This is a genomic window from Phenylobacterium sp., from assembly GCF_013911965.1.
Classification (GTDB): domain Bacteria; phylum Pseudomonadota; class Alphaproteobacteria; order Caulobacterales; family Caulobacteraceae; genus Phenylobacterium.
In genome coordinates, this window is sequence record NZ_JACESE010000006.1 from 169,404 (window position 1) to 186,043 (window position 16,640).

At 70.4% G+C, this 16,640-nt stretch carries 19 protein-coding genes and 1 other annotated feature; of the genes, 7 read left to right on the forward strand and 12 right to left on the reverse strand.

Going from position 1 to position 16,640, the window contains the following annotated elements; translation table 11 throughout:
• Nucleotides 1–53: 53 nt before the first annotated feature.
• The 8 genes from H2041_RS08330 to H2041_RS08365 all read right to left on the reverse strand — a co-directional run bounded on the left by H2041_RS08330 (nt 54) and on the right by H2041_RS08365 (nt 6,463).
• The gene (locus tag H2041_RS08330) at nt 54–845 is read right to left on the reverse strand and encodes a hypothetical protein (protein WP_293411536.1); all 792 of its coding nucleotides are present in this window, start codon (nt 843–845) and stop codon (nt 54–56) included.
• Nucleotides 846–856: 11 nt separating this feature from the next.
• Nucleotides 857–1,564, reverse strand: coding sequence for a hypothetical protein (locus tag H2041_RS08335; RefSeq protein WP_293411538.1), 708 nt, complete (start codon nt 1,562–1,564; stop codon nt 857–859).
• 158 nt (nt 1,565–1,722) lie between these two features.
• The gene (locus H2041_RS08340) at nt 1,723–2,124 is read right to left on the reverse strand and encodes a single-stranded DNA-binding protein (RefSeq protein WP_293411540.1); all 402 of its coding nucleotides are present in this window, start codon (nt 2,122–2,124) and stop codon (nt 1,723–1,725) included.
• 31 nt (nt 2,125–2,155) lie between these two features.
• Nucleotides 2,156–2,503 carry a single-stranded DNA-binding protein gene (locus tag H2041_RS08345; RefSeq protein ID WP_293411542.1) on the reverse strand — a complete coding sequence of 116 codons (348 nt, stop codon included), beginning with the start codon at nt 2,501–2,503 and terminating at the stop codon, nt 2,156–2,158.
• Nucleotides 2,504–2,647: 144 nt separating this feature from the next.
• Nucleotides 2,648–3,037 (reverse strand): hypothetical protein, encoded by a 390-nt coding sequence (locus H2041_RS08350; RefSeq protein WP_293411544.1) that lies wholly within the window; start codon nt 3,035–3,037, stop codon nt 2,648–2,650.
• Nucleotides 3,038–3,114: 77 nt separating this feature from the next.
• Complete coding sequence (locus H2041_RS08355; RefSeq protein WP_293411546.1) at nt 3,115–4,185, reverse strand: strawberry notch C-terminal domain-containing protein; 1,071 nt, start codon at nt 4,183–4,185, stop codon at nt 3,115–3,117.
• 81 nt (nt 4,186–4,266) lie between these two features.
• The gene (locus tag H2041_RS08360; protein WP_293411548.1) at nt 4,267–5,598 is read right to left on the reverse strand and encodes a site-specific integrase; all 1,332 of its coding nucleotides are present in this window, start codon (nt 5,596–5,598) and stop codon (nt 4,267–4,269) included.
• A 364-nt stretch (nt 5,599–5,962) separates the two neighbouring features.
• Nucleotides 5,963–6,463, reverse strand: a complete 501-nt coding sequence (locus tag H2041_RS08365; RefSeq protein WP_293411550.1) for a MarR family transcriptional regulator — start codon at nt 6,461–6,463, stop codon at nt 5,963–5,965.
• 51 nt (nt 6,464–6,514) lie between these two features.
• Here H2041_RS08365 and H2041_RS08370 point away from each other — a divergent pair, with 51 nt between their 5' ends.
• Both H2041_RS08370 and H2041_RS08375 read left to right on the forward strand, forming a co-directional pair.
• On the forward strand, nt 6,515–7,423 hold the full coding sequence (locus tag H2041_RS08370) for an SDR family oxidoreductase (protein WP_293411552.1): 909 nt from the start codon (nt 6,515–6,517) through the stop codon (nt 7,421–7,423).
• Nucleotides 7,420–8,400 carry an aldo/keto reductase gene (locus H2041_RS08375; RefSeq protein WP_293411554.1) on the forward strand — a complete coding sequence of 327 codons (981 nt, stop codon included), beginning with the start codon at nt 7,420–7,422 and terminating at the stop codon, nt 8,398–8,400. The genes H2041_RS08370 and H2041_RS08375 overlap by 4 nt, the downstream gene beginning before the upstream one ends.
• Nucleotides 8,401–8,460: 60 nt before the next feature.
• Here the strand turns inward: H2041_RS08375 and chrA are convergent, their stop codons facing one another.
• On the reverse strand, nt 8,461–9,828 hold the full coding sequence (chrA, locus tag H2041_RS08380) for a chromate efflux transporter (RefSeq protein WP_293411556.1): 1,368 nt from the start codon (nt 9,826–9,828) through the stop codon (nt 8,461–8,463).
• 116 nt (nt 9,829–9,944) lie between these two features.
• Nucleotides 9,945–9,999, forward strand: a sequence feature (sul1 is cis-regulatory element that is thought to sense ions involved in sulfur or methionine metabolism; They are found in Alphaproteobacteria).
• Nucleotides 10,000–10,075: 76 nt separating this feature from the next.
• On the opposite strand from chrA, the gene H2041_RS08385 reads away from it, so the two are divergent.
• The 4 genes from H2041_RS08385 to H2041_RS08400 all read left to right on the forward strand — a co-directional run bounded on the left by H2041_RS08385 (nt 10,076) and on the right by H2041_RS08400 (nt 13,336).
• Nucleotides 10,076–11,554: a SulP family inorganic anion transporter gene (locus tag H2041_RS08385; RefSeq protein ID WP_293411622.1), complete on the forward strand. Its 1,479-nt coding sequence runs from the start codon at nt 10,076–10,078 to the stop codon at nt 11,552–11,554.
• A 13-nt stretch (nt 11,555–11,567) separates the two neighbouring features.
• Nucleotides 11,568–12,422: a universal stress protein gene (locus H2041_RS08390; protein ID WP_293411558.1), complete on the forward strand. Its 855-nt coding sequence runs from the start codon at nt 11,568–11,570 to the stop codon at nt 12,420–12,422.
• Nucleotides 12,423–12,545: 123 nt separating this feature from the next.
• Nucleotides 12,546–12,965: an Hsp20 family protein gene (locus H2041_RS08395; RefSeq protein ID WP_293411560.1), complete on the forward strand. Its 420-nt coding sequence runs from the start codon at nt 12,546–12,548 to the stop codon at nt 12,963–12,965.
• 119 nt (nt 12,966–13,084) lie between these two features.
• Nucleotides 13,085–13,336, forward strand: a complete 252-nt coding sequence (locus H2041_RS08400) for a DUF1150 family protein (protein ID WP_293411562.1) — start codon at nt 13,085–13,087, stop codon at nt 13,334–13,336.
• A 57-nt stretch (nt 13,337–13,393) separates the two neighbouring features.
• On the opposite strand, the gene ptsN is transcribed toward H2041_RS08400, so the two are convergent.
• The 3 genes from ptsN to H2041_RS08415 form a co-directional block, all read right to left on the reverse strand.
• Nucleotides 13,394–13,858, reverse strand: a complete 465-nt coding sequence (ptsN, locus tag H2041_RS08405; protein WP_293411564.1) for a PTS IIA-like nitrogen regulatory protein PtsN — start codon at nt 13,856–13,858, stop codon at nt 13,394–13,396.
• Nucleotides 13,859–13,934: 76 nt separating this feature from the next.
• Nucleotides 13,935–14,570, reverse strand: a complete 636-nt coding sequence (gene raiA / locus H2041_RS08410) for a ribosome-associated translation inhibitor RaiA (protein WP_293411566.1) — start codon at nt 14,568–14,570, stop codon at nt 13,935–13,937.
• Nucleotides 14,571–14,610: 40 nt separating this feature from the next.
• On the reverse strand, nt 14,611–15,234 hold the full coding sequence (locus H2041_RS08415) for an exopolysaccharide biosynthesis protein (protein ID WP_293411568.1): 624 nt from the start codon (nt 15,232–15,234) through the stop codon (nt 14,611–14,613).
• A 274-nt stretch (nt 15,235–15,508) separates the two neighbouring features.
• On the opposite strand from H2041_RS08415, the gene H2041_RS08420 reads away from it, so the two are divergent.
• Nucleotides 15,509–16,585: an aspartate-semialdehyde dehydrogenase gene (locus H2041_RS08420; RefSeq protein ID WP_293411570.1), complete on the forward strand. Its 1,077-nt coding sequence runs from the start codon at nt 15,509–15,511 to the stop codon at nt 16,583–16,585.
• Nucleotides 16,586–16,640: the final 55 nt, after the last annotated feature.

Genomic DNA, 16,640 nt, shown 5'->3' on the forward strand with positions numbered 1-16,640 from the left:
GACAGCGACCGCAGCGAAGGCAGTCGCAATGAGAAGCATATGGCGCATGATTTCTACTCCCCCCGCCAGCCTTCCGGGAGCGACTCCAGCTCCGCGGGCTTGGCCCAGGCTATGTGATAGATGCCGCCGGGCTGCGGCTCTCCGATGGTCGTGATGCTCAGAACGCGCCGATCGGGCGCGATCCAATAGACGGTGCAGAAGCCCATGCCGGTGCCGGAGCAGGTTTCGACCTCCGGCAGGTCCGTATCGGCTTCGCAGTCGAGATACTCGCCAGAGGCCATTTCCTGAGCACAGACCCGCCGTGGCTCGGATGCCGCCTTGGCGGGCCGGTAGCCGAGGGCGAGAAGCTCCGTGCGGGCCCGCCAGTAGCTGTCGGACAGCTTCGGCGCATCGGCGGGCGGCGCCGGCGGGATTGAGGGAAGGCCACGGGCCGTCGGGGGATACGAGATGGACGTGACGCGCGGCGGGGCGCCCTCGGTGTCCACGACGACGTAATGACGCCACCCTTCGGCATCGGTCTCCAGAAACAGCCCCGAGCAGGCGCCGGTCGCGGGATCACAATCCAGCTCAGGGTACTGCGCGTCTGGGCGCTCGGGCTTGTCCGACGCGATCACCAGACCGCGCCGCAGCAGGTCCGCTCTCGCCGCGACATAGTCGGCCGGCACGCCTGGAAACTGCGAATCGGCGACGACGCCGGATGCGGCGCCGGCGCGGCTTATCACCGTCGTGTCGACAGGCTGCTCAGACTCGGGCGGCTTACGTCCGTCGCAGGCGCTGACGATCAGCGCCGCGCTCAAAGCAAGACTGAGCGCGGAGGTGCGCTGGCCGCACCTCTCCAGGTTCACCGGTCGCACCGTCAGGCCGACGCAGGCGAGGACCCGCCAGCCCCTGGCGTGCGGTCCACCATCTGCACAAGCCGAAGGTTCCGCTCGATCTTCACGAAGATGAAGCAGAACACGATCAGGAGGAAGACGAGCAGGGCCACGGCCGCCACCGCGATCGCCTGCAGCGCAGCGGCGTTGTCGGCGGCCTTCTTGGCGGCCTGCGCCTCGACGTTCGACTGGAATTTCTGGTCGTGCCAGTTCAGCAGCTCATTGATCTGATCCATCTGGAGCGGACTGCCCTTCGACACGACCAGCTGTTCCATGAGCCGCTTGAGGCTGGCCCCGTAGGCACTCTGATATTCGTAAGGCAGGGCGTCGTGCCGCTCCATCAGCACGCGGGTCGCGCCGTTCACGTCGAGGTCCTCGCCGAGGCGCTCCTTGTCGTAGCGGGCCAGAAGCGCAACCGCCTCCTTGATGCTTTGTGGCGTTTCCGGCTGGGCGGCCGTTGGCGGGGCCGCTGCTGTTTCGATGCCTTCCGCGCGCTTCTCGCTGACGAATTCCGACAGGCTTCCGCCGGTCGTCTGCTGCTGCTGCGAAGCGCCGCCGAGCTGCTGCATGAGCAGCGGCGCTGACCGCACGCAGCCAAACACGACGATCACCAGCGCGATCGTTGCTGCAGCCAGAATGATGACTCTTAAAATCGAGAGATAGAATCCCTCGATGCGCGAAAGCAGCGCCATGTAATCCCCCCTTCCCGATGACGACTTGTCTCGGGCCCCACGACATTCAACCAGAACGAGCTGCGCCTTGGCAATCCTACTTCCAGCAGGCCGACAGGTGAGCGCAAATGGCCCCGCCGGCGAAGCCGACGGGGCCGAACTCGATGTGTCGAAGAGCTTTAGAACGGGATTTCGTCGTCGAGGTCGAACTGCGGTTCGGGCGCTTGCTCCCGGGGCGCGTCCGCCTCGTCCCGCCGGGTCTTGATGCGCATGTCGCGCACCACCAGCCGCAGGTCGAAATGCGTGAGCCCGTCCCGGCCAGTCCAGGTGACGTTCTCGACATGGCCCTGCACCACGACACGGCTCCCCTTCTTGGCGAATGGCGCGATGTAGTTCTCCGCCGTCGCTTCGTTGAAGCAGACGCAGTTGAAGCCGGTGGTGCGCTCCCCCGGCTGGCCGTCCCCGCGTCGGAAGCGGGTCGTCTCGATGAGGCGGAAGCTCGCCCGCTTCGCGCCTGAGCCCTGAGCCGACAGAATGGACGGATCGGCGGCCAGATAGCCCTCTACGATCACGGATTGCATGACAGTCTCCTTGTTCTCGTGGGGTTGAAGTTCAGGCCGCTTCGGCCTCGGTTTCCGCCAGCCGGTCGGACGCCCAGTCGAGGACCGTGAGCCGGTTCACCACCAGCTCCTTGGCGGTGCGCTCGCCCCCGTCCCGGGCCTGGTAGCGGTTGTCGACGAAGGCGCCGACCACCACCACCTCGCAGCCCATCGCCAGCCCCTCGGCGATGACGCGCTCGTTGAGCCCCCTGGCCCAGCTCACGCAGTTGACCCCCACCACGCGCGGCTTGCCGGCCGCATCCCGGCCGCGGTTCTCCAGCAGCCGGAACACCGCTTTGCCGAAGTCGTCGGTCACCTGCGGGTCGGCCGCCAGGCGGCCTGCGAACACCACGTTCTGCATGTCAGTCTCCTTCATCCCTGAAGCCGCCGGGAGCCTGCCTCCCAGCCCCGCTTCGCCCGGCGGAGCCCTCCCTTCGTCCTCTCCCCCGATGCCCGCGGCCGCCCGGGACGGCGACCAGGACGCGAGGCGGCAGCGGCACGGTGGTCATCGGCCCTCCTGATGGCCGATGGCCTCGGCCAGGGCAGGATCGGCAGGAACCCCGAGCAGGGCGGCATGGGCGCGGTGGTAGGTCCACGCGGTGCGGCGCGCGGCTTCACGCAGGCGCTCGCCACGGCCGGGCTCGGCTTCGAACCGGTGGAGCCCCAGCGCCAGGTAGGGGATCGCCCAGTCGCAGTCCTCCTCGAACCAGCCGCCCTGGCTGTAGGCGGTGCTCCGGAGGGGCAGCGGGATCTCGGAGAGGGCCCGACCCGAGACGCGGATGCCCCCATGCGACGGCGTGGAGACGAGGACGGCGTCCGGACCGAGCGGGGTGGCGGACTGTACGAGGCCCCACGGCGAGTACGCGCCCACCGTGGGCGGGAAGGGATAGGACATGGCGGGCTCCTGCGCCGAGCGGGACCCATTCCCGCCCGGCTCGCCCGCGACTTCCCTTCCTCCGCCCTGGTCCGCCCTCAGGCGGCCTCCGCCGGAGAGATCACCTGCTGCACCGGGTGGCGTCCCAGGACGGCCGCCAGGACCGCCGGGGGCTCCAGGGGCACGAAGACCCTTGGCGTGTAGGCGATGATCTCCACGAAGCAGCCGAGCCCCTGCAGCGCGGCGCGCTGGGCGCCTGCGCCGACGAGCTCCAGGCGCCAGCGGTCCATCACCCGTGCGCGCCGCAGCCACAGGCCGCCGGCAAGCGACAGCTCGACGCCGCGCTTCACCACCTCGGCGGCTGTCGCGGCGGGGTCGGCCGCGAACGCGGCGGCCGCATCCGTCAGGCCGAGCGAGGCCTTGAGCTGCAGGGCCAGTGTCGGATCGAGGACGCGTCCCAGCCACCGGCGGCCGTCGGGCCCCTTGATCCGCCGGACCTGCGCGCCGCGTGCGGGCAGGCGGCCCCAGATCGGCAGCAGGAGGCCGGTCACCAGGACCAGCTCCCGCGTCCGCCAGGGATCCGTCGCCTCCAGCTCCGCCTGCCACGCCCCGCGCCAGGCGCCCGCCTCGGCCGGCGCCCAGGCGCTCTCGGCGAACGCCGCCTCGGCGACCAGGGTGCTTCGCTCGGGCCGGACCAGCCGCACGGCGGGGGCGAGGCGGTCGTCTTCCCCCAGCAGGGTCAGCCCGTGCTCCACCAGGGCGGCGCGGCCGGTCCGCTCGTTGAGCACCAAGGCCGCCGCCGGGCCGAGCGCCTCGGCCCGTGCGAGCGCGGCCTCCAGCGACATGAGCTCCCGCCGGGTTTTAAGCCGGAAGTGCAGGAGCCGCGTCTCCGCCCCGGACCTCGGGTCGGTCCGCACCACCTCTTCGCTGGCGAGCTCGAGCTGCTCGGCGACGACGTCCTCGATGCCGCGCTCGAGCTCGCCGCTGGCGCCGGCGCGCTCGAGCACACCTGCAAGGATGGAGTCCAGGTCGCGGAAGAGGGTGTTCTGGTCGGCGATGCGCAGGGCCAGCAGCCGGTTGAGGAACGTGTTCATCGGGGGCAGGTCGTCGGGTTCGCGGAGGCTTCCCCCGTCCCTGCGGGCGCTTGAGGGTGAGTTTGCCGCGTCCACCTAGTCCGCCTCCGTAACGAACAAGCCAGCAGACTGAGCAGTGGCACGGCGCCGGCGACGTGGCGTTCGCGAGGATGCGGTTCAGAACCTCATGGCCTGGGAGAGCCGATCCGCGGTCCGGTTCGCCACCTGCTTGATCGGATCGTCGCTGAGGTGGGCGTAGATCTCCGTGGTCCGCGCCTGCTTGTGCCCGAGCACCTTGCCCACCATGAACAGCGAGGCGCCGTCGGCGATGGCGAAGCTCGCAAAACTGTGCCGCAGGTCATGCAGCCGCACGTCGGCCAGGGTTGGAACATCGTCCGGATGCTCGCCGGCCTCTTGAGCTCGCTTGCGCGCTATAGCGTCCGCCCGCAGGCGCACCTTCTCCCAATGGTGGCCCAGGCCGATGTAGTGGCCTTCGCCCTTCATCGCCGGCAGCACGTAGGGTGACCGCCGCTTCGGCTCGGGACGTTCGCCCGAGTTGTGGCCCCGCATGTCGGGCTCGGGCCGTCCGGCCTCCCAGCGCCGCTTCAGCAGCGCCACCGCCGCATCGGCCAGCGGCACGACCTTGGCGCCGGTCTTCGAGTCCGGCAGCCGCAGGCAACTCTTGCGCCAGTCGACCCAGGCCCACTCCAGGGTCAGGATTTCGCTCTTCCGGCAGCCGGTGAGCATCAGGAGGCGCACGGCGTCGGCCATCACCTCCATCCGCGGATCCTCCCGCTCGAACTCGGCGATGGCTTCGCTGAAGCAGGCCACCTCCTTCTCGGACAAGTAGCGCTCCCGCCGGTTGATCTTGAAGGCCTTCACCGTCTTCGTCGGGTTATGGCTCACGCGGCCGGTCTCGATGCCCCACTGGTAGCAGGCGCCCAGCACCGCCACGGCCATCGAGGCGATGCGCTTGCCGCCCTTCACCACCGAGCGGCGGCGCGGCCCGGTCTTCTCGTTGCGGGCCGTCTTTCCGCGCGAGATGTCGAGCTGCATGGTGGCGATGTCCACCTTCGTCACCTCCCGCGCCAGCATCCGGCCGATCAGCGGCTTGACGTGGTTCCTGAAGAGCCCGCGGTCGGTGTCCCAGCTCGACTGCTTCTTCTCCGGCTTCAGCGCCGGCCCCAGCTCAAGGTAGAGGTCGGCGAGCTCGGCGACGCTCAGGGCCTGGCGCTCCTCGGCCTTGGCCTCCTGCGGGTCGACGCCGTCGCGCAGGCCCTTCAGGAGATCCTTCGCCCGCTCGCGCGCCTCCTTCACGCCATAGCCCACCCGCAGGGCGCCCATGGTGTGCTTGCGCTTCTTGCCACCGCGCCGGTACATCAGGATGAAGCTCTTGGAGCCGGTGCGCTGCACGCGGACCCCAAGGCCGATCACCTCGCTGTCCCAAACCACGTATTCGCGGTCCTGCGGCTGCAGCGCCTCGACGGATTTTTCAGTCAGTTTCGGCATCGACGGGCTCGTTTTGCGGTACCACCCAGGTACCAAACGGCGCGATTTCCGCCGCTTTTCGCCTGGGCTCACACTGTCGCTAAAACTCGCCCTTTCTTCAACTCCGACAATGACTTAGGAACGGATTGAACAGGCGTGGAAAGACCTGAAAAACACCCCCCGGGGCACATGGCATTCAAGAGGTCAGCGGTTCGACTCCGCTTAGCTCCACCATGAGGGCCCGCCGGTGACGCCGGCGGGCCTTCGCCTTTTCCGGGTCCAGCCGATCCGAGACCAGGGCGTCAGCGTGACCGCCTAGACCCTGGGCGCCGGTCTGCGGGCACCAGGCCGGCGTCGGCCGTCATCCCGGCCTCCGCCGGCGGCTCTATTGCGGACCTGAGCCGTCCCTGCCCGCTTTGGACCCGAGTTCTTCGGCGAGCACGTCCATCACGGCGCCCCACTGACCAATCGCCTCAGCCCCCAAGCGGTTCACCGCAGCGGCGAAGACGGCCCGTTGCGGCTCCGTGAGCTGGGCTTCAAGCGCTCGTCCGGCCTCAGTGAGGCTCACCCGTCGCAGGCGCCGGTTCTCCTCGTCCGTCGTCGACTGGATGAGATCGCGATCGAGCAGCTCACGCATGGTCTTGTGCAGCGCTTGCAGGCTGACCCCGAGGAACCCCGCCACGGCGCCTGTCGGGAGGCCGGGCTGACGGGCCACCACCCACAGCACCCGTTGATGCGCGCGCCCCAGTCCCCGCTCGGCGAGCAACCGGTCGGCCTGCTCGACCAGCCCGCGGAACACCAGATGGGTGCGCTCGAGACAGTGGTCGAGCTCATCGGCGTTCAGAACGCACTGATCTATCAACCGGGTTGACAAGTTCTCCTCCATGATGGGAATATATCAACATCGTTGATCTGTTAAACGAATGGAGTTTCGACGATGGCCTCCAGCGATCTGAAGGGCAAGACGGTCCTCCTGACCGGGGCATCCGGGGGCGTGGGCTGGGAAGCCGCTCGCCTGCTGGGATCGCGCGGCGCGCGAATCGGGCTGGCGGCCCGGCGGACGGAGCGCCTGCAGGCGCTGGCCGACGAGATCGTGGCCTCGGGCGGTGCGCGCCCCGTGGTGCTGGCCGCAGATCTCGGCCGTCGGGGCGAGGCGAGCCTTCTCGCCGCCCGGGCGCAGGAGGCGCTGGGGGACATCGACGTCCTGATCAACGCCGCGGGCGGGGCGCTTCAGGCCCTGACCTGGATCGCGGGGGATCGCGACGAGGCGCGTGATCTCATGGAGACGAACCTGTGGTCGCCCCTGGCCCTCGCCGCGGCGCTCGCCCCCCGGATGCTGGCGCGCGGCTCGGGCATGATCGTGAACGTGGGTTCGATGGCGCGGGTCTCGCCGTTCCCGCACCTCGGCCACTACGCGGCCTCGCGCGCCGCGATCTCCGCCGCAACCCTCGTGATGCAGATGGAGCTCGCCCCCCGGGGCATACGCGTCCTGGAATTCGCCCTGGGGCCGGTCGACAGCCCGGCCTCGCGCGAGACCCGCCAGCTGAAGGGGTCCGAACGCTGGCTGAACGGCCCGCCGAAACCCAGCACGGTCGGGGCGGCGGCGGCCGCCCTGGTCGCGGCCGTCGCGGATCAGCAGGCGGGCGTGGTCTACCATCCTGACGTCTTCAAATGGATCGACCGGTTTCCGGCCCTGGGGCGGCGGTTCGCCAAACGCCTCGCCCGCGGCGCCGATCTCGACGACCGCGCCGTCCGGGTGGCCGGATCGGGCGGAGACGCCTCCATGCGGCGTCTCCACGAGGAATGGACCGTCGAGCGAGGGGCCAGCCGGCCGGTGGCGTCGTGAGGCGTCGGCGACTGGGCTCCACCGGTCTGCAGGTCTCGGAGGTCTGCCTGGGGGCCATGACCTTCGGCGCAGCCGCCCCGCGCGACGAAGCCGCCAGAATTCTCGACGTCTTCACCGATCACGGCGGCGACTTCATCGATACGGCCGTCAACTATGCGGGCGGGGCGAGCGAGGAGGTGCTCGGCGAGCTGCTTCACGGGCGGCGCGACCGATATGTCTTGGCCACGAAGTACAGCGGCCTGCTTGCGGCCGATGACGTACGATCCGGCGGCAACAGCGCCCGCAGCCTGAGGCTCTCCTTGGAGACCAGCCTGCGGCGCCTGCGCACCGACCATGTCGACCTCTACTGGGTGCATTTCTGGGATCAAGTCACGCCGCTCGAGGAAATCGTGCGCGCCCTCGACGATGCGGTGACGAGCGGCAAGGTGCTCTACGTCGGAATCTCCAACACGCCGGCCTGGGCGGTCGCCCGCGCGGCGACCCAGGCCGAACTGCAGGACCGGGCGCGCTTTCAGGCGATCCAGGTCGAATACAATCTCACAGAGCGGTCGGTCGAACGTGAGCTCGTTCCCATGAGCCGGGCCCTGGGGATGAGCGTCGTCGCCTGGGGCCCCCTCGCCGGAGGTTTGCTGACGGGCAAGTACGCGCTGGCCCCGACCGACCAGCAGGTTCGCCTGCAGTCTGGAGACAGGCGGTTCTCACCGCGCAATCAGTCGCTGGTCGACGAGCTGCTCACGATCTCCCGGGAGCTTGGCGCCTCGCCCGCCGCCATCGCTTTCAAGTGGCTCCTGGACCGTCCGGCGCGTCCCATACCGATCGCCGGCGCACGCAATGCTCCGCAGCTGCAGGAGCAACTCGCAGGCCTTGACCTCCAACTGCCGGACGACCTTCGCGAGCGACTGGATCGCGCCAGCGAGATCCCGCTCGGCTATCCGCATGACTTCATCGAGCGCCTGCTGATGAATCGGCGGTTCTGAGCGCGTCTGGGCCTCGTGATCGCCAGGGCCTTTTCCGGCGCCTGGCGGACGCCTCGGCCGTCAGGCCAGGCCTGCGAGGTGGGCGAGCGTGCCCGCCGCCGCCGCGCCGCCGATCAGCGGCAGGACGCCCAGGCGCAGGCGCCAGGCCGCGAGCCCCGAGGCGGCCACGAGAACGAGGCTGACCGGCTGGAGCGAGGCCAGCCGCGGCGCATCGAGGCTGAGGGGGCCGATCGCGAAGGTCCCGACGTCGGAGAAGAGCACGCGCGCCCCGAACCAGAGGGCGAGGTTGAGGATCACCCCCACCACCGCCGCGCTGACGGCCGAGAGCGCCGCCGACAGGGCTCGGACCCGGCGCAGGGCCTCGACATAGGGCGCGCCCAGGAAGATCCACAGGAAGCAGGGCGTGAAGGTCACCCAGGTGGTGAGGGCCGCGCCGATCACGCCCGCCAGAAGAGGCGGAAGCCCGGTTTCGCCTCGGAAGGCGGCGAGAAAGCCGACGAACTGGGTGACCATGATCAGCGGACCGGGGGTGGTCTCGGCCAGGCCCAGGCCGTCGATCATCTCGCCGGGCGAAAGCCAGCCGTGCGTCTCCACGGCCGCCTGCGCCACATAGGCGAGCACCGCATAGGCCCCGCCGAAGGTGACCACGGCCAGCTTGCTGAAGAAGACCGCGATCTGCGTGAAGACGTGGTCCCAGCCCAGGCCGAGGCCGAGCGCGAGCACCGGCGCCAGCCACAGAACCAGGAGCACGGCTGAGATCCGCAGCGCCCAGCCGAGCCGCGGCCGGGCGTGGTCGGGCGCCCCTTCCCCCGGGACCCTCTCGGCGTCGGAGGCCTCGGCGCCGTGAGCAGAACCGCCGACGCCGGGATCCAGACGCGCGGCGAGCAGGCCGGTCAGGGCGGCCGCCAGGACGATCAGCGGGAAGGGGGCGGAAAAGGCGTAGATCGCCAGAAAGGCCGCCGCGGCCAGGGCCCGGGCGAGCCCCGTGCGCAGCGTGCGTCCCCCGAGCCGGATGAGCGCCTGGACGACCACCACCAGAACGGCCGCCTTGAGCCCGAAGAAGAGGGCCTCGACCACCGGCAGATCGCCATAGAGGACGTAGAGCCCGCTGAGCGCCAGGATGGAGACGGCGCCCGGCAGGATGAAGAGCAGGCCCGCGGCCAGGCCGCCCGCCGTGCGGTGCATGAGCCAGCCGAGATAGGTGGCCAGTTGCTGGGCCTCCGGTCCCGGCAGCAGCATGCAGAAGTTGAGCGCGTGCAGGAACCGGCGCTCGCCGATCCAGCGCTTCTCGTCCACGAGGATGCGGTGCATCACCGCGATCTGGCCGGCCGGGCCGCCGAAGCTGAGCAGGGCGACGCGGGCCCAGACGCGCAGCGCCTCTCCGAAGGAGACGCCGTGAGCCGGGACGGGCGGGCGCTCTGCGGTCACGGGGTTTCTCCGGCGGGGCGGGAGCCGCAATCTCGACGCAAGGCCGCGCCGCCACAAGCCCGCGCCGTCGCCTGCGGTTGCATCGCCGCGCCGGGACTGGCATAGCCGCGCCTTCGAACGGACCCGGCCCCGCCCGGGTGGCTCGGCCGGGCGCCTATCCCCCGGACAACCGACGGTCGCGACGCCCCCGCTGTGCGCAGGGGGCGCGCCGGCCGCCTCTGTGACATCGAAATCCCCAAGTATGAACCTGCTGGCTTCCCTGCGGCGCGAGTGGCTCGCCAATCCGCGCGGCGACATCCTGGCCGGAATCGTGGTGGCGCTCGCCCTGATCCCCGAGGCGATCGGCTTCTCGGTGATCGCCGGCGTCGACCCGAAGGTCGGGCTCTACGCGTCCTTCTCCATCGCCGTGATCATCGCCTTCACGGGCGGCCGGCCGGGCATGATCTCCGCCGCCACGGCGGCCATCGCCCTGCTCGTCGGCGACCTCGTGCGCGACCATGGGGTGGAGTACCTGTTCGCCGCCACCGTCCTGATGGGCGTGATCCAGATCCTGGCCGGCCTCGCCCGTCTGGGCGGGCTGATGCGCTACGTCTCGCGCTCGGTGATCACCGGCTTCGTCAACGCGCTCGCCATCCTCATCTTCATGGCCCAGCTCCCGGAGCTGACGGGGGTGGGCTGGCAGACCTACGCCATGGTCGCCGCGGGCCTGGCCATCATCTACCTCTTCCCGCGCCTGACGCGGGCCGTGCCCTCGCCGCTGATCGCCATCCTCGCGCTCTCGGCCCTGGCCGTCTGGATGGGCCTGGACGTCCGGCGGGTGGGCGACCTGGGCGAACTGCCGGAGGCCCTTCCCTTCCTCCACTTGCCGCAGGTCCCGCTCAACCTGGAGACCCTGCAGATCATCCTGCCCTATTCGATCACCATGGCCGCCGTCGGCCTGATCGAGAGCCTGCTGACCGCCACCATCATCGACGACCTGACCGACACCGGCTCGGACAAGAACCGGGAGTGCCGCGGCCAGGGGATCGCCAATCTCGCGACCGGCTTCCTGGGCGGCATGGGCGGCTGCGCCATGATCGGCCAGTCGGTGATCAACGTGAAGTCGGGCGGCCGCACCCGCCTGTCGGCCCTGGTCGCCGGGGCCTTCCTGCTCTTCCTGATCGTCGTCCTGGGGCCCTGGGTCGCACAGATCCCGATGGCCGCCCTGGTCGCGGTGATGATCATGGTCGCCATCGGCACCTTCAGCTGGAGCTCGATCCGCAATCTGCGCGTCCATCCCTGGTCGTCGTCGGTGGTGATGGTCTCGACCGTCGTCGTGGTGGTCGCCACCCACGATCTGGCGCGCGGCGTGCTGGTCGGCGTGCTGCTGAGCGGCATCTTCTTCGCCCGCAAGGTGGCCCGCATCGTCGCGGTGCGGAGCACGCTCAGCGAGGACGGGCGCACCCGCGCCTATGACGTGGAGGGCCAGATCTTCTTCGCCTCCGCCGAGACCTTCGCCGCGGCCTTCGACTTCAAAGAGGTCATCGAGAAGGTGGTCATCGACGTCTCCCGGGCCCACTTCTGGGACATCTCCGCCGTCGGCGCGCTGGATCGGGCCGTGCTCAAGTTCCGGCGTGAGGGAACCGAGGTCGAGATCGTCGGCCTCAATGCGGCCAGCGCGACCATGGTCGATCGCTTCGCCCTGCACGACAAGGACGGCGCCGAGGCCGGGCTCGGCGCGCACTGAGGAGGAACCCGCCATGACCAAGGTGCTCTGCGCCATCGACGCCTCGACCTATGGCCCCAGCCTCTGTGACCACGCCGCCTGGTTCGCCGTGCGGATGGGCGCCGGGGTGGACGTGCTGCACGTGCTCGACCGCGGCGAGACGGGCGCAGGTCCCGGCCTCGACCTCTCCGGCAGCGTCGGCCTGGGGGCCAGCGAAGCCCTGCTCGAGCAGCTGGCCAAGGCCGACGAGGTCCGGGCGCAGGCCGCCCAGGCCCACGGCCGCGCCATGCTGGAGGGCGCCGCCCGGCGGCTGAACGAGGCCGGCGTGGCCGAGGTCGGCCTGATCCACCGGCACGGCGAGGTGGCGCAGACCATCATCGAACTGGAGCCCGGCTTCGACCTCGTCGTGATCGGCAAGCGCGGCGAGAGCCACAACTTCGCCGAGGGGCATCTGGGCTCCAAGGTCGAGCGCGTGGTCCGCGGCAGCGTCCGGCCCGTTCTGGTGGCGCCGCGGGTCTTCATGCCCATCGCGCGGGCCGTGGTCGCCTTCGACGGCGGGACCAGCGCGACGCGGGCGCTCGACCACGTCCTGCAGAACCCCGCCTTCGACGGCCTGCCGGTCACCGTCGCCATCGTCGGCGCGCCAGGCGCCCCGCGCGACGAGCGGGTCGCCGCCGCGAGGGCGCGCCTGACCGGCCGGCCCGGGGCCGAGGTGAAGGCGCTGGAGGGCGAGGTGGAGGCCGCGCTCAAGGGCGAGCTGCGCCAGGGGGCGGGCGACCTGCTGGTCATGGGCGCCTACGGGCACTCGCGCATCCGCGAACTGATCGTGGGCTCGACCACCACCGCCATGGTGCGCACCGGCAAGGTCCCGGTCCTTCTGTTCCGCTAGCCGCCGCCGCGGCCGTATTGAAACGGGGCCTTGGCCTCGCCAAATAGAGGACAACCGAAGGGTCTGCGCCGTCTTCCGGGCAGGTCCTTTGGGGAGTCGCTTGATGGTGAGGACTCAACAGCTATGAGCCGGTCGATCGTTTTCGACAGCCCCTTCCTGCTCGGTTTCGAGCACACCCGCGCCCTGGCCGAGCGCGCCGCCAAGGCGGCCGCCGAGGCCTATCCCCCCTACAATGTGGAGGATCGCGGCGAGGGCCGCCTGCGCATCACGCTTGCGGTGGCCGGGTTCACGCCCGACCAACTGCAGGTGACGGTCGAGGACCGCCAACTGGTGGTCGCCGGGCGGCGGGACGACGAACGCAAGGCCGAGGACGCCTATCTGCACCGCGGCATCGCCGCGCGCGGCTTCCTCCGCAGCTTCGTCCTGGCCGACGGCATGATCGTCGAGGGCGCCAGCCTGGAACACGGGCTGCTGCACATCGACCTCGCCCGGCCGGAGCCCGAGACCTCCGTCAAGACGATCCCCATCCGGTCGGCGGGCTGAGACGCCACGCCGAAGCCGGAATCCCTGCTGGCCGGCCCGTCGGGCGGTCAGGTCTGCGCCGCGCCATCGGCTGAACCGGCGATGGTCCGGCGCGTTGCGAATGTACGGAGGTGGTCATCATGACGCCGATTTTGTCGACTGAAGCCTTTGCGGCCCTGGGCGCGCCGGACCTCGTCTATGTCCGGCCGGTCAAGGCCGCTGAAATCCTCGCCAGCGTTCCGACGCAGACCGCGACGCTGGAGCTCGATCCCGAGCAGACCCTGTACGCGGTGCACCGCGCCGACGGCGAGAGGCTTGCGGTTCTGACCGACCGCGACGCGGCGATGGCCGCCGCCCTGGCGCACGAACTGGCGCCGGTCTCGGTGCACTGAGCTGTTGAGGCGCCGCCTGGCGGGCTCTCGCCCGCCGGGCCGCCACAGCGCCGACGCCTAGGCCGCCGAGGGCGTCGCTTCCTGGACAAGCAGAGCGTAGAGCGCGTCCTGGCTGCGCGCCTGGCGCAGGTGTTCGCGCAGGTCGGCGCTGCGCAGCATCCGCGACACCCGGGCCAGGGCCCGCAGATGCTCGGTGCCGGCTTCCGGCGGGGCCAGCAGCGCGAAAATCAGGTCCACCGGCTGGTCGTCGATGGCGTCGAACTCCACCGGCTGCTCCACCCGCAGGAACACGCCGTGAATGCGATCCAGCCCCTCGACGCGGGCGTGCGGGGCGGCCACGCCGTGGCCGATCCCCGTGGAGCCGGCGTTCTCGCGCTCGGTCAGGGCGTCGAGCACCAGGCTGGCGTCCAGCCCGAAGTTGCGCGCGGCGATCTCGGCCACGTGGGCCAGGATCTGGCGCTTGTCGGTCGCGCTCACACGCAACGCAATGGCGCTGCGATCCAGGATATCGCCGATCTGCATGCTTGCTTCGGAACGCCTGTTCTTACGGATCCGAACGCAATGAGACCGGCGAAACGCGAATTTGGCGGCGCCGCCCTCAGGCCGCGCCGTCAGCTCCGTTCCCGTTCACCGATTTCGTACGCTCGGGGTCAATCCAGCCGATATTCCCATCGGGCCGGCGATATACCACGGACAATCCGCCGTGGGCGGCGTTCCTAAACACGATTGTTTGAGTCCCCGTCAAGTCCAACTCCATGACCGCCATGGAAACGGTCATCGTGCGGATGGGCTTTTCGGTCTCGGCGATGACCATGGCCGAGGGGGCGCCGTCGCCGGGGCCCTCGTCCTCGCCCTCCCAGTCGGACTCGTCCTCGCCCTCAGGGGCGCGCAGGACGTAGTAGGAGGCGGTCTCCGCCTGCTTGGCGAGCGCCTGCTGGTGGTGATCCTTCAGCCGGCGCTTATAGCGCCGGACACGGGTCTCCATCTTCTGCAGGGCGGAATCGAACGCCGAGTGGGCGTCCGAGCCCAGGCCATTGCTCTGCAGCTGCTGGCCGGAGGCGAGGGTGACCTGGCAGTCGACCTTGAAGGCGTGGCCTTCCCGGCTGACCACCACGTCGGCGCCGCCGCCGTCGCGATCGATATATTTGCCAATGCTGCTGGTGAGTTCGTCTGAGACCCGCACTCGCAGGGCCTCTCCGACATCGACATGCTTGCCGGTGACTTGGACTTGCATGCCCCATGAACGCGCCGCGCCCGGGATGGTGTCAAGTCCGTCAGAACCCCGAAACGACGGACACGATTCCCCTGTGGATAATCCCGGCCGCCAGGGCCAGGACGCCGAAGCTGATCGCCGCCAGGACGTAGCCCAGCAGGGCCAGCAGACCGTCGCGCTGGATCAGGGCGATGGCGAAGACGCTGATGGTCGCCGCCGGCAGCAGGTTGCCGCCCAGCAGGGGCAGCATCAGGATGAAGGCGAGCAGGGTGCAGACCGCGCCGATCATGCGATCGCCCACCGGTCCGAACAGGAAGGTCAGGCGCGCGCTCGAGACGTGCTCGATCCGGCGCACCACGGGCAGCAGGCGCTGAAACCCGCCGCGGAGGGCGCGCATGTCGAAGGGACGTTCCCGCCAGCCTTGCGGCATCCAGGGCGTGGAGACCCCGGCCGCCAGCTGAGGCGTGAAGAGGACCAGCGGCGCGCCGAGGAAGGTGGACGCGCCCGGCGGCAGGGGCAGCAGGTTCGGGGCGGCGAAGACGAACAACAGCGCCCCGAAGGCGCGTCGCCCGAAGCGGGTGAGCAGTTCGCCCAGGGTCTCCGAGGCGTGGGATTCGTCGCACAGGTCCTGCAGGATCTCCGACAGGCTCAGGCGATGTTCCGGGTCGGGCGGCGGCTCGCTCATCGCGTCCCCTATGAACGGCGGGGCGCTCGGCTGCAATCGCGCCGCGGCGACAGCGGCTTTACTTTGGGGCGCATTGGGCCTATCGGGCGGCCCATGCTGCATCTGGCCGCCATGACCATGATTATTAAAACCGCCGCGCCTCGGGGCGCGGGGGTTCGGTCGTGGCTGCGCGCAGCCGCCTGACGATCCCTCGCACGACCCCGCCGGACGGTAGGGGTCGAACGGTCGCCAGACACGCCCCGCCTCCGGCTCCTCGCCAGCCCCGGAGGCCCCCATGTCGCTTTCCTCGCCCGACGTCCTCGACCGCCCCGCCGCAAGGCCGGCGCGCCGGCCCCTCACCGTCGCCATCGTCGGCGCCACCGGCGCGGTGGGCGCCGAGCTGATCGCCTGCCTGGAACGGCGCGGCTTTCCGGTCGGGGAGCTTCGCCTGCTCGCCTCGCCGCGATCGGCCGGCCAGACACTGTCCTTCCGCGGCGCGCCGGTCACCGTGCAGGCGCTCGACGAGGACAGCTTCGACGGCGTCGACCTCGCCCTCTTCTCGGCCGGCGCCTCGGTCTCCCGCCGCTATGCGCCCGCGGCCCAGGCGGCCGGCGCCTGGGTGGTCGACAACTCCTCGGCCTTCCGCATGGACGAGGCGACGCCCCTGGTGGTGCCGGAGGTCAACGCCTGGCGTCTGGACGAAGCGCCGGGGCGGCTGATCGCCAACCCCAACTGCGTGGCCGCCATCGCCGCCGTCGCCCTGCAGCCCCTGCATGCGCGCCGGCTGGTGGTGCGGATCATCGGCGCGACCTATCAGGCCGCCTCCGGCGCCGGCGCGGCGGCCATGGAGGAGCTGCGCGCGTCCACCGCAGCGGCCCTGGCGGGCGAGGCCTTCACGCCGCAGGTCCTGGCCCATCCCTACGCCTTCAACCTCTTCAGCCACGACGCCGCGGTCGATCCGGAGACGGGCTATAACGGCGAGGAGCTGAAGGTGATCGCCGAGCTTCGCCGCCTGCTCGCCTCGCCCGAGCTGCCGGCCAGCTTCACCTGCATCCGCGTGCCGGTCCTGCGCGCCCACGCCATGGCCCTCACCGTGCGCTTCGCCGAGCCGGTCAGCGTGGCCGAGGCGCGCGCCTGGCTGGCCGAAGCGCCGGGCGTGCGGCTGGTGGACGACGTCGCGGGCAATCACTTCCCGATGCCCAGCGAGGCGAGCGGCGCCGACGAGGTTCTGGTCGGCCGCATCCGCACCGACCTGTCGGACCCGTCGAGACGGAGCCTGTCGCTCTTCGTCGCCGGCGATCAGTTGTTGAAAGGCGCGGCCCTCAACGCCGTCCAGATCGCCGAGGCCCTGGTGCGGACGGGAGCGCTCTGAGCTCAGGGCCGCGTCAGAGGCCGGAAGACCCCCTCCGGCCCTCCGGGCCACCTCC

What these genes read in the sequence shown, in the direction of transcription:
- H2041_RS08370 (WP_293411552.1), top strand. Translation starts at nt 6,515, where the DNA reads ATGGCCTCCAGCGATCTGAAGGGCAAGACGGTCCTCCTGACCGGGGCA.
- ptsN (WP_293411564.1), bottom strand. Translation starts at nt 13,858, where the DNA reads ATGCAGATCGGCGATATCCTGGATCGCAGCGCCATTGCGTTGCGTGTG.
- H2041_RS08340 (WP_293411540.1), bottom strand. Translation starts at nt 2,124, where the DNA reads ATGCAATCCGTGATCGTAGAGGGCTATCTGGCCGCCGATCCGTCCATT.
- H2041_RS08395 (WP_293411560.1), top strand. Translation starts at nt 12,546, where the DNA reads ATGAGCCGGTCGATCGTTTTCGACAGCCCCTTCCTGCTCGGTTTCGAG.
- H2041_RS08420 (WP_293411570.1), top strand. Translation starts at nt 15,509, where the DNA reads ATGTCGCTTTCCTCGCCCGACGTCCTCGACCGCCCCGCCGCAAGGCCG.
- H2041_RS08390 (WP_293411558.1), top strand. Translation starts at nt 11,568, where the DNA reads ATGACCAAGGTGCTCTGCGCCATCGACGCCTCGACCTATGGCCCCAGC.
- H2041_RS08335 (WP_293411538.1), bottom strand. Translation starts at nt 1,564, where the DNA reads ATGGCGCTGCTTTCGCGCATCGAGGGATTCTATCTCTCGATTTTAAGA.
- H2041_RS08365 (WP_293411550.1), bottom strand. Translation starts at nt 6,463, where the DNA reads ATGGAGGAGAACTTGTCAACCCGGTTGATAGATCAGTGCGTTCTGAAC.
- H2041_RS08415 (WP_293411568.1), bottom strand. Translation starts at nt 15,234, where the DNA reads ATGAGCGAGCCGCCGCCCGACCCGGAACATCGCCTGAGCCTGTCGGAG.
- H2041_RS08345 (WP_293411542.1), bottom strand. Translation starts at nt 2,503, where the DNA reads ATGCAGAACGTGGTGTTCGCAGGCCGCCTGGCGGCCGACCCGCAGGTG.
- H2041_RS08350 (WP_293411544.1), bottom strand. Translation starts at nt 3,037, where the DNA reads ATGTCCTATCCCTTCCCGCCCACGGTGGGCGCGTACTCGCCGTGGGGC.
- H2041_RS08400 (WP_293411562.1), top strand. Translation starts at nt 13,085, where the DNA reads ATGACGCCGATTTTGTCGACTGAAGCCTTTGCGGCCCTGGGCGCGCCG.
- raiA (WP_293411566.1), bottom strand. Translation starts at nt 14,570, where the DNA reads ATGCAAGTCCAAGTCACCGGCAAGCATGTCGATGTCGGAGAGGCCCTG.
- H2041_RS08360 (WP_293411548.1), bottom strand. Translation starts at nt 5,598, where the DNA reads ATGCCGAAACTGACTGAAAAATCCGTCGAGGCGCTGCAGCCGCAGGAC.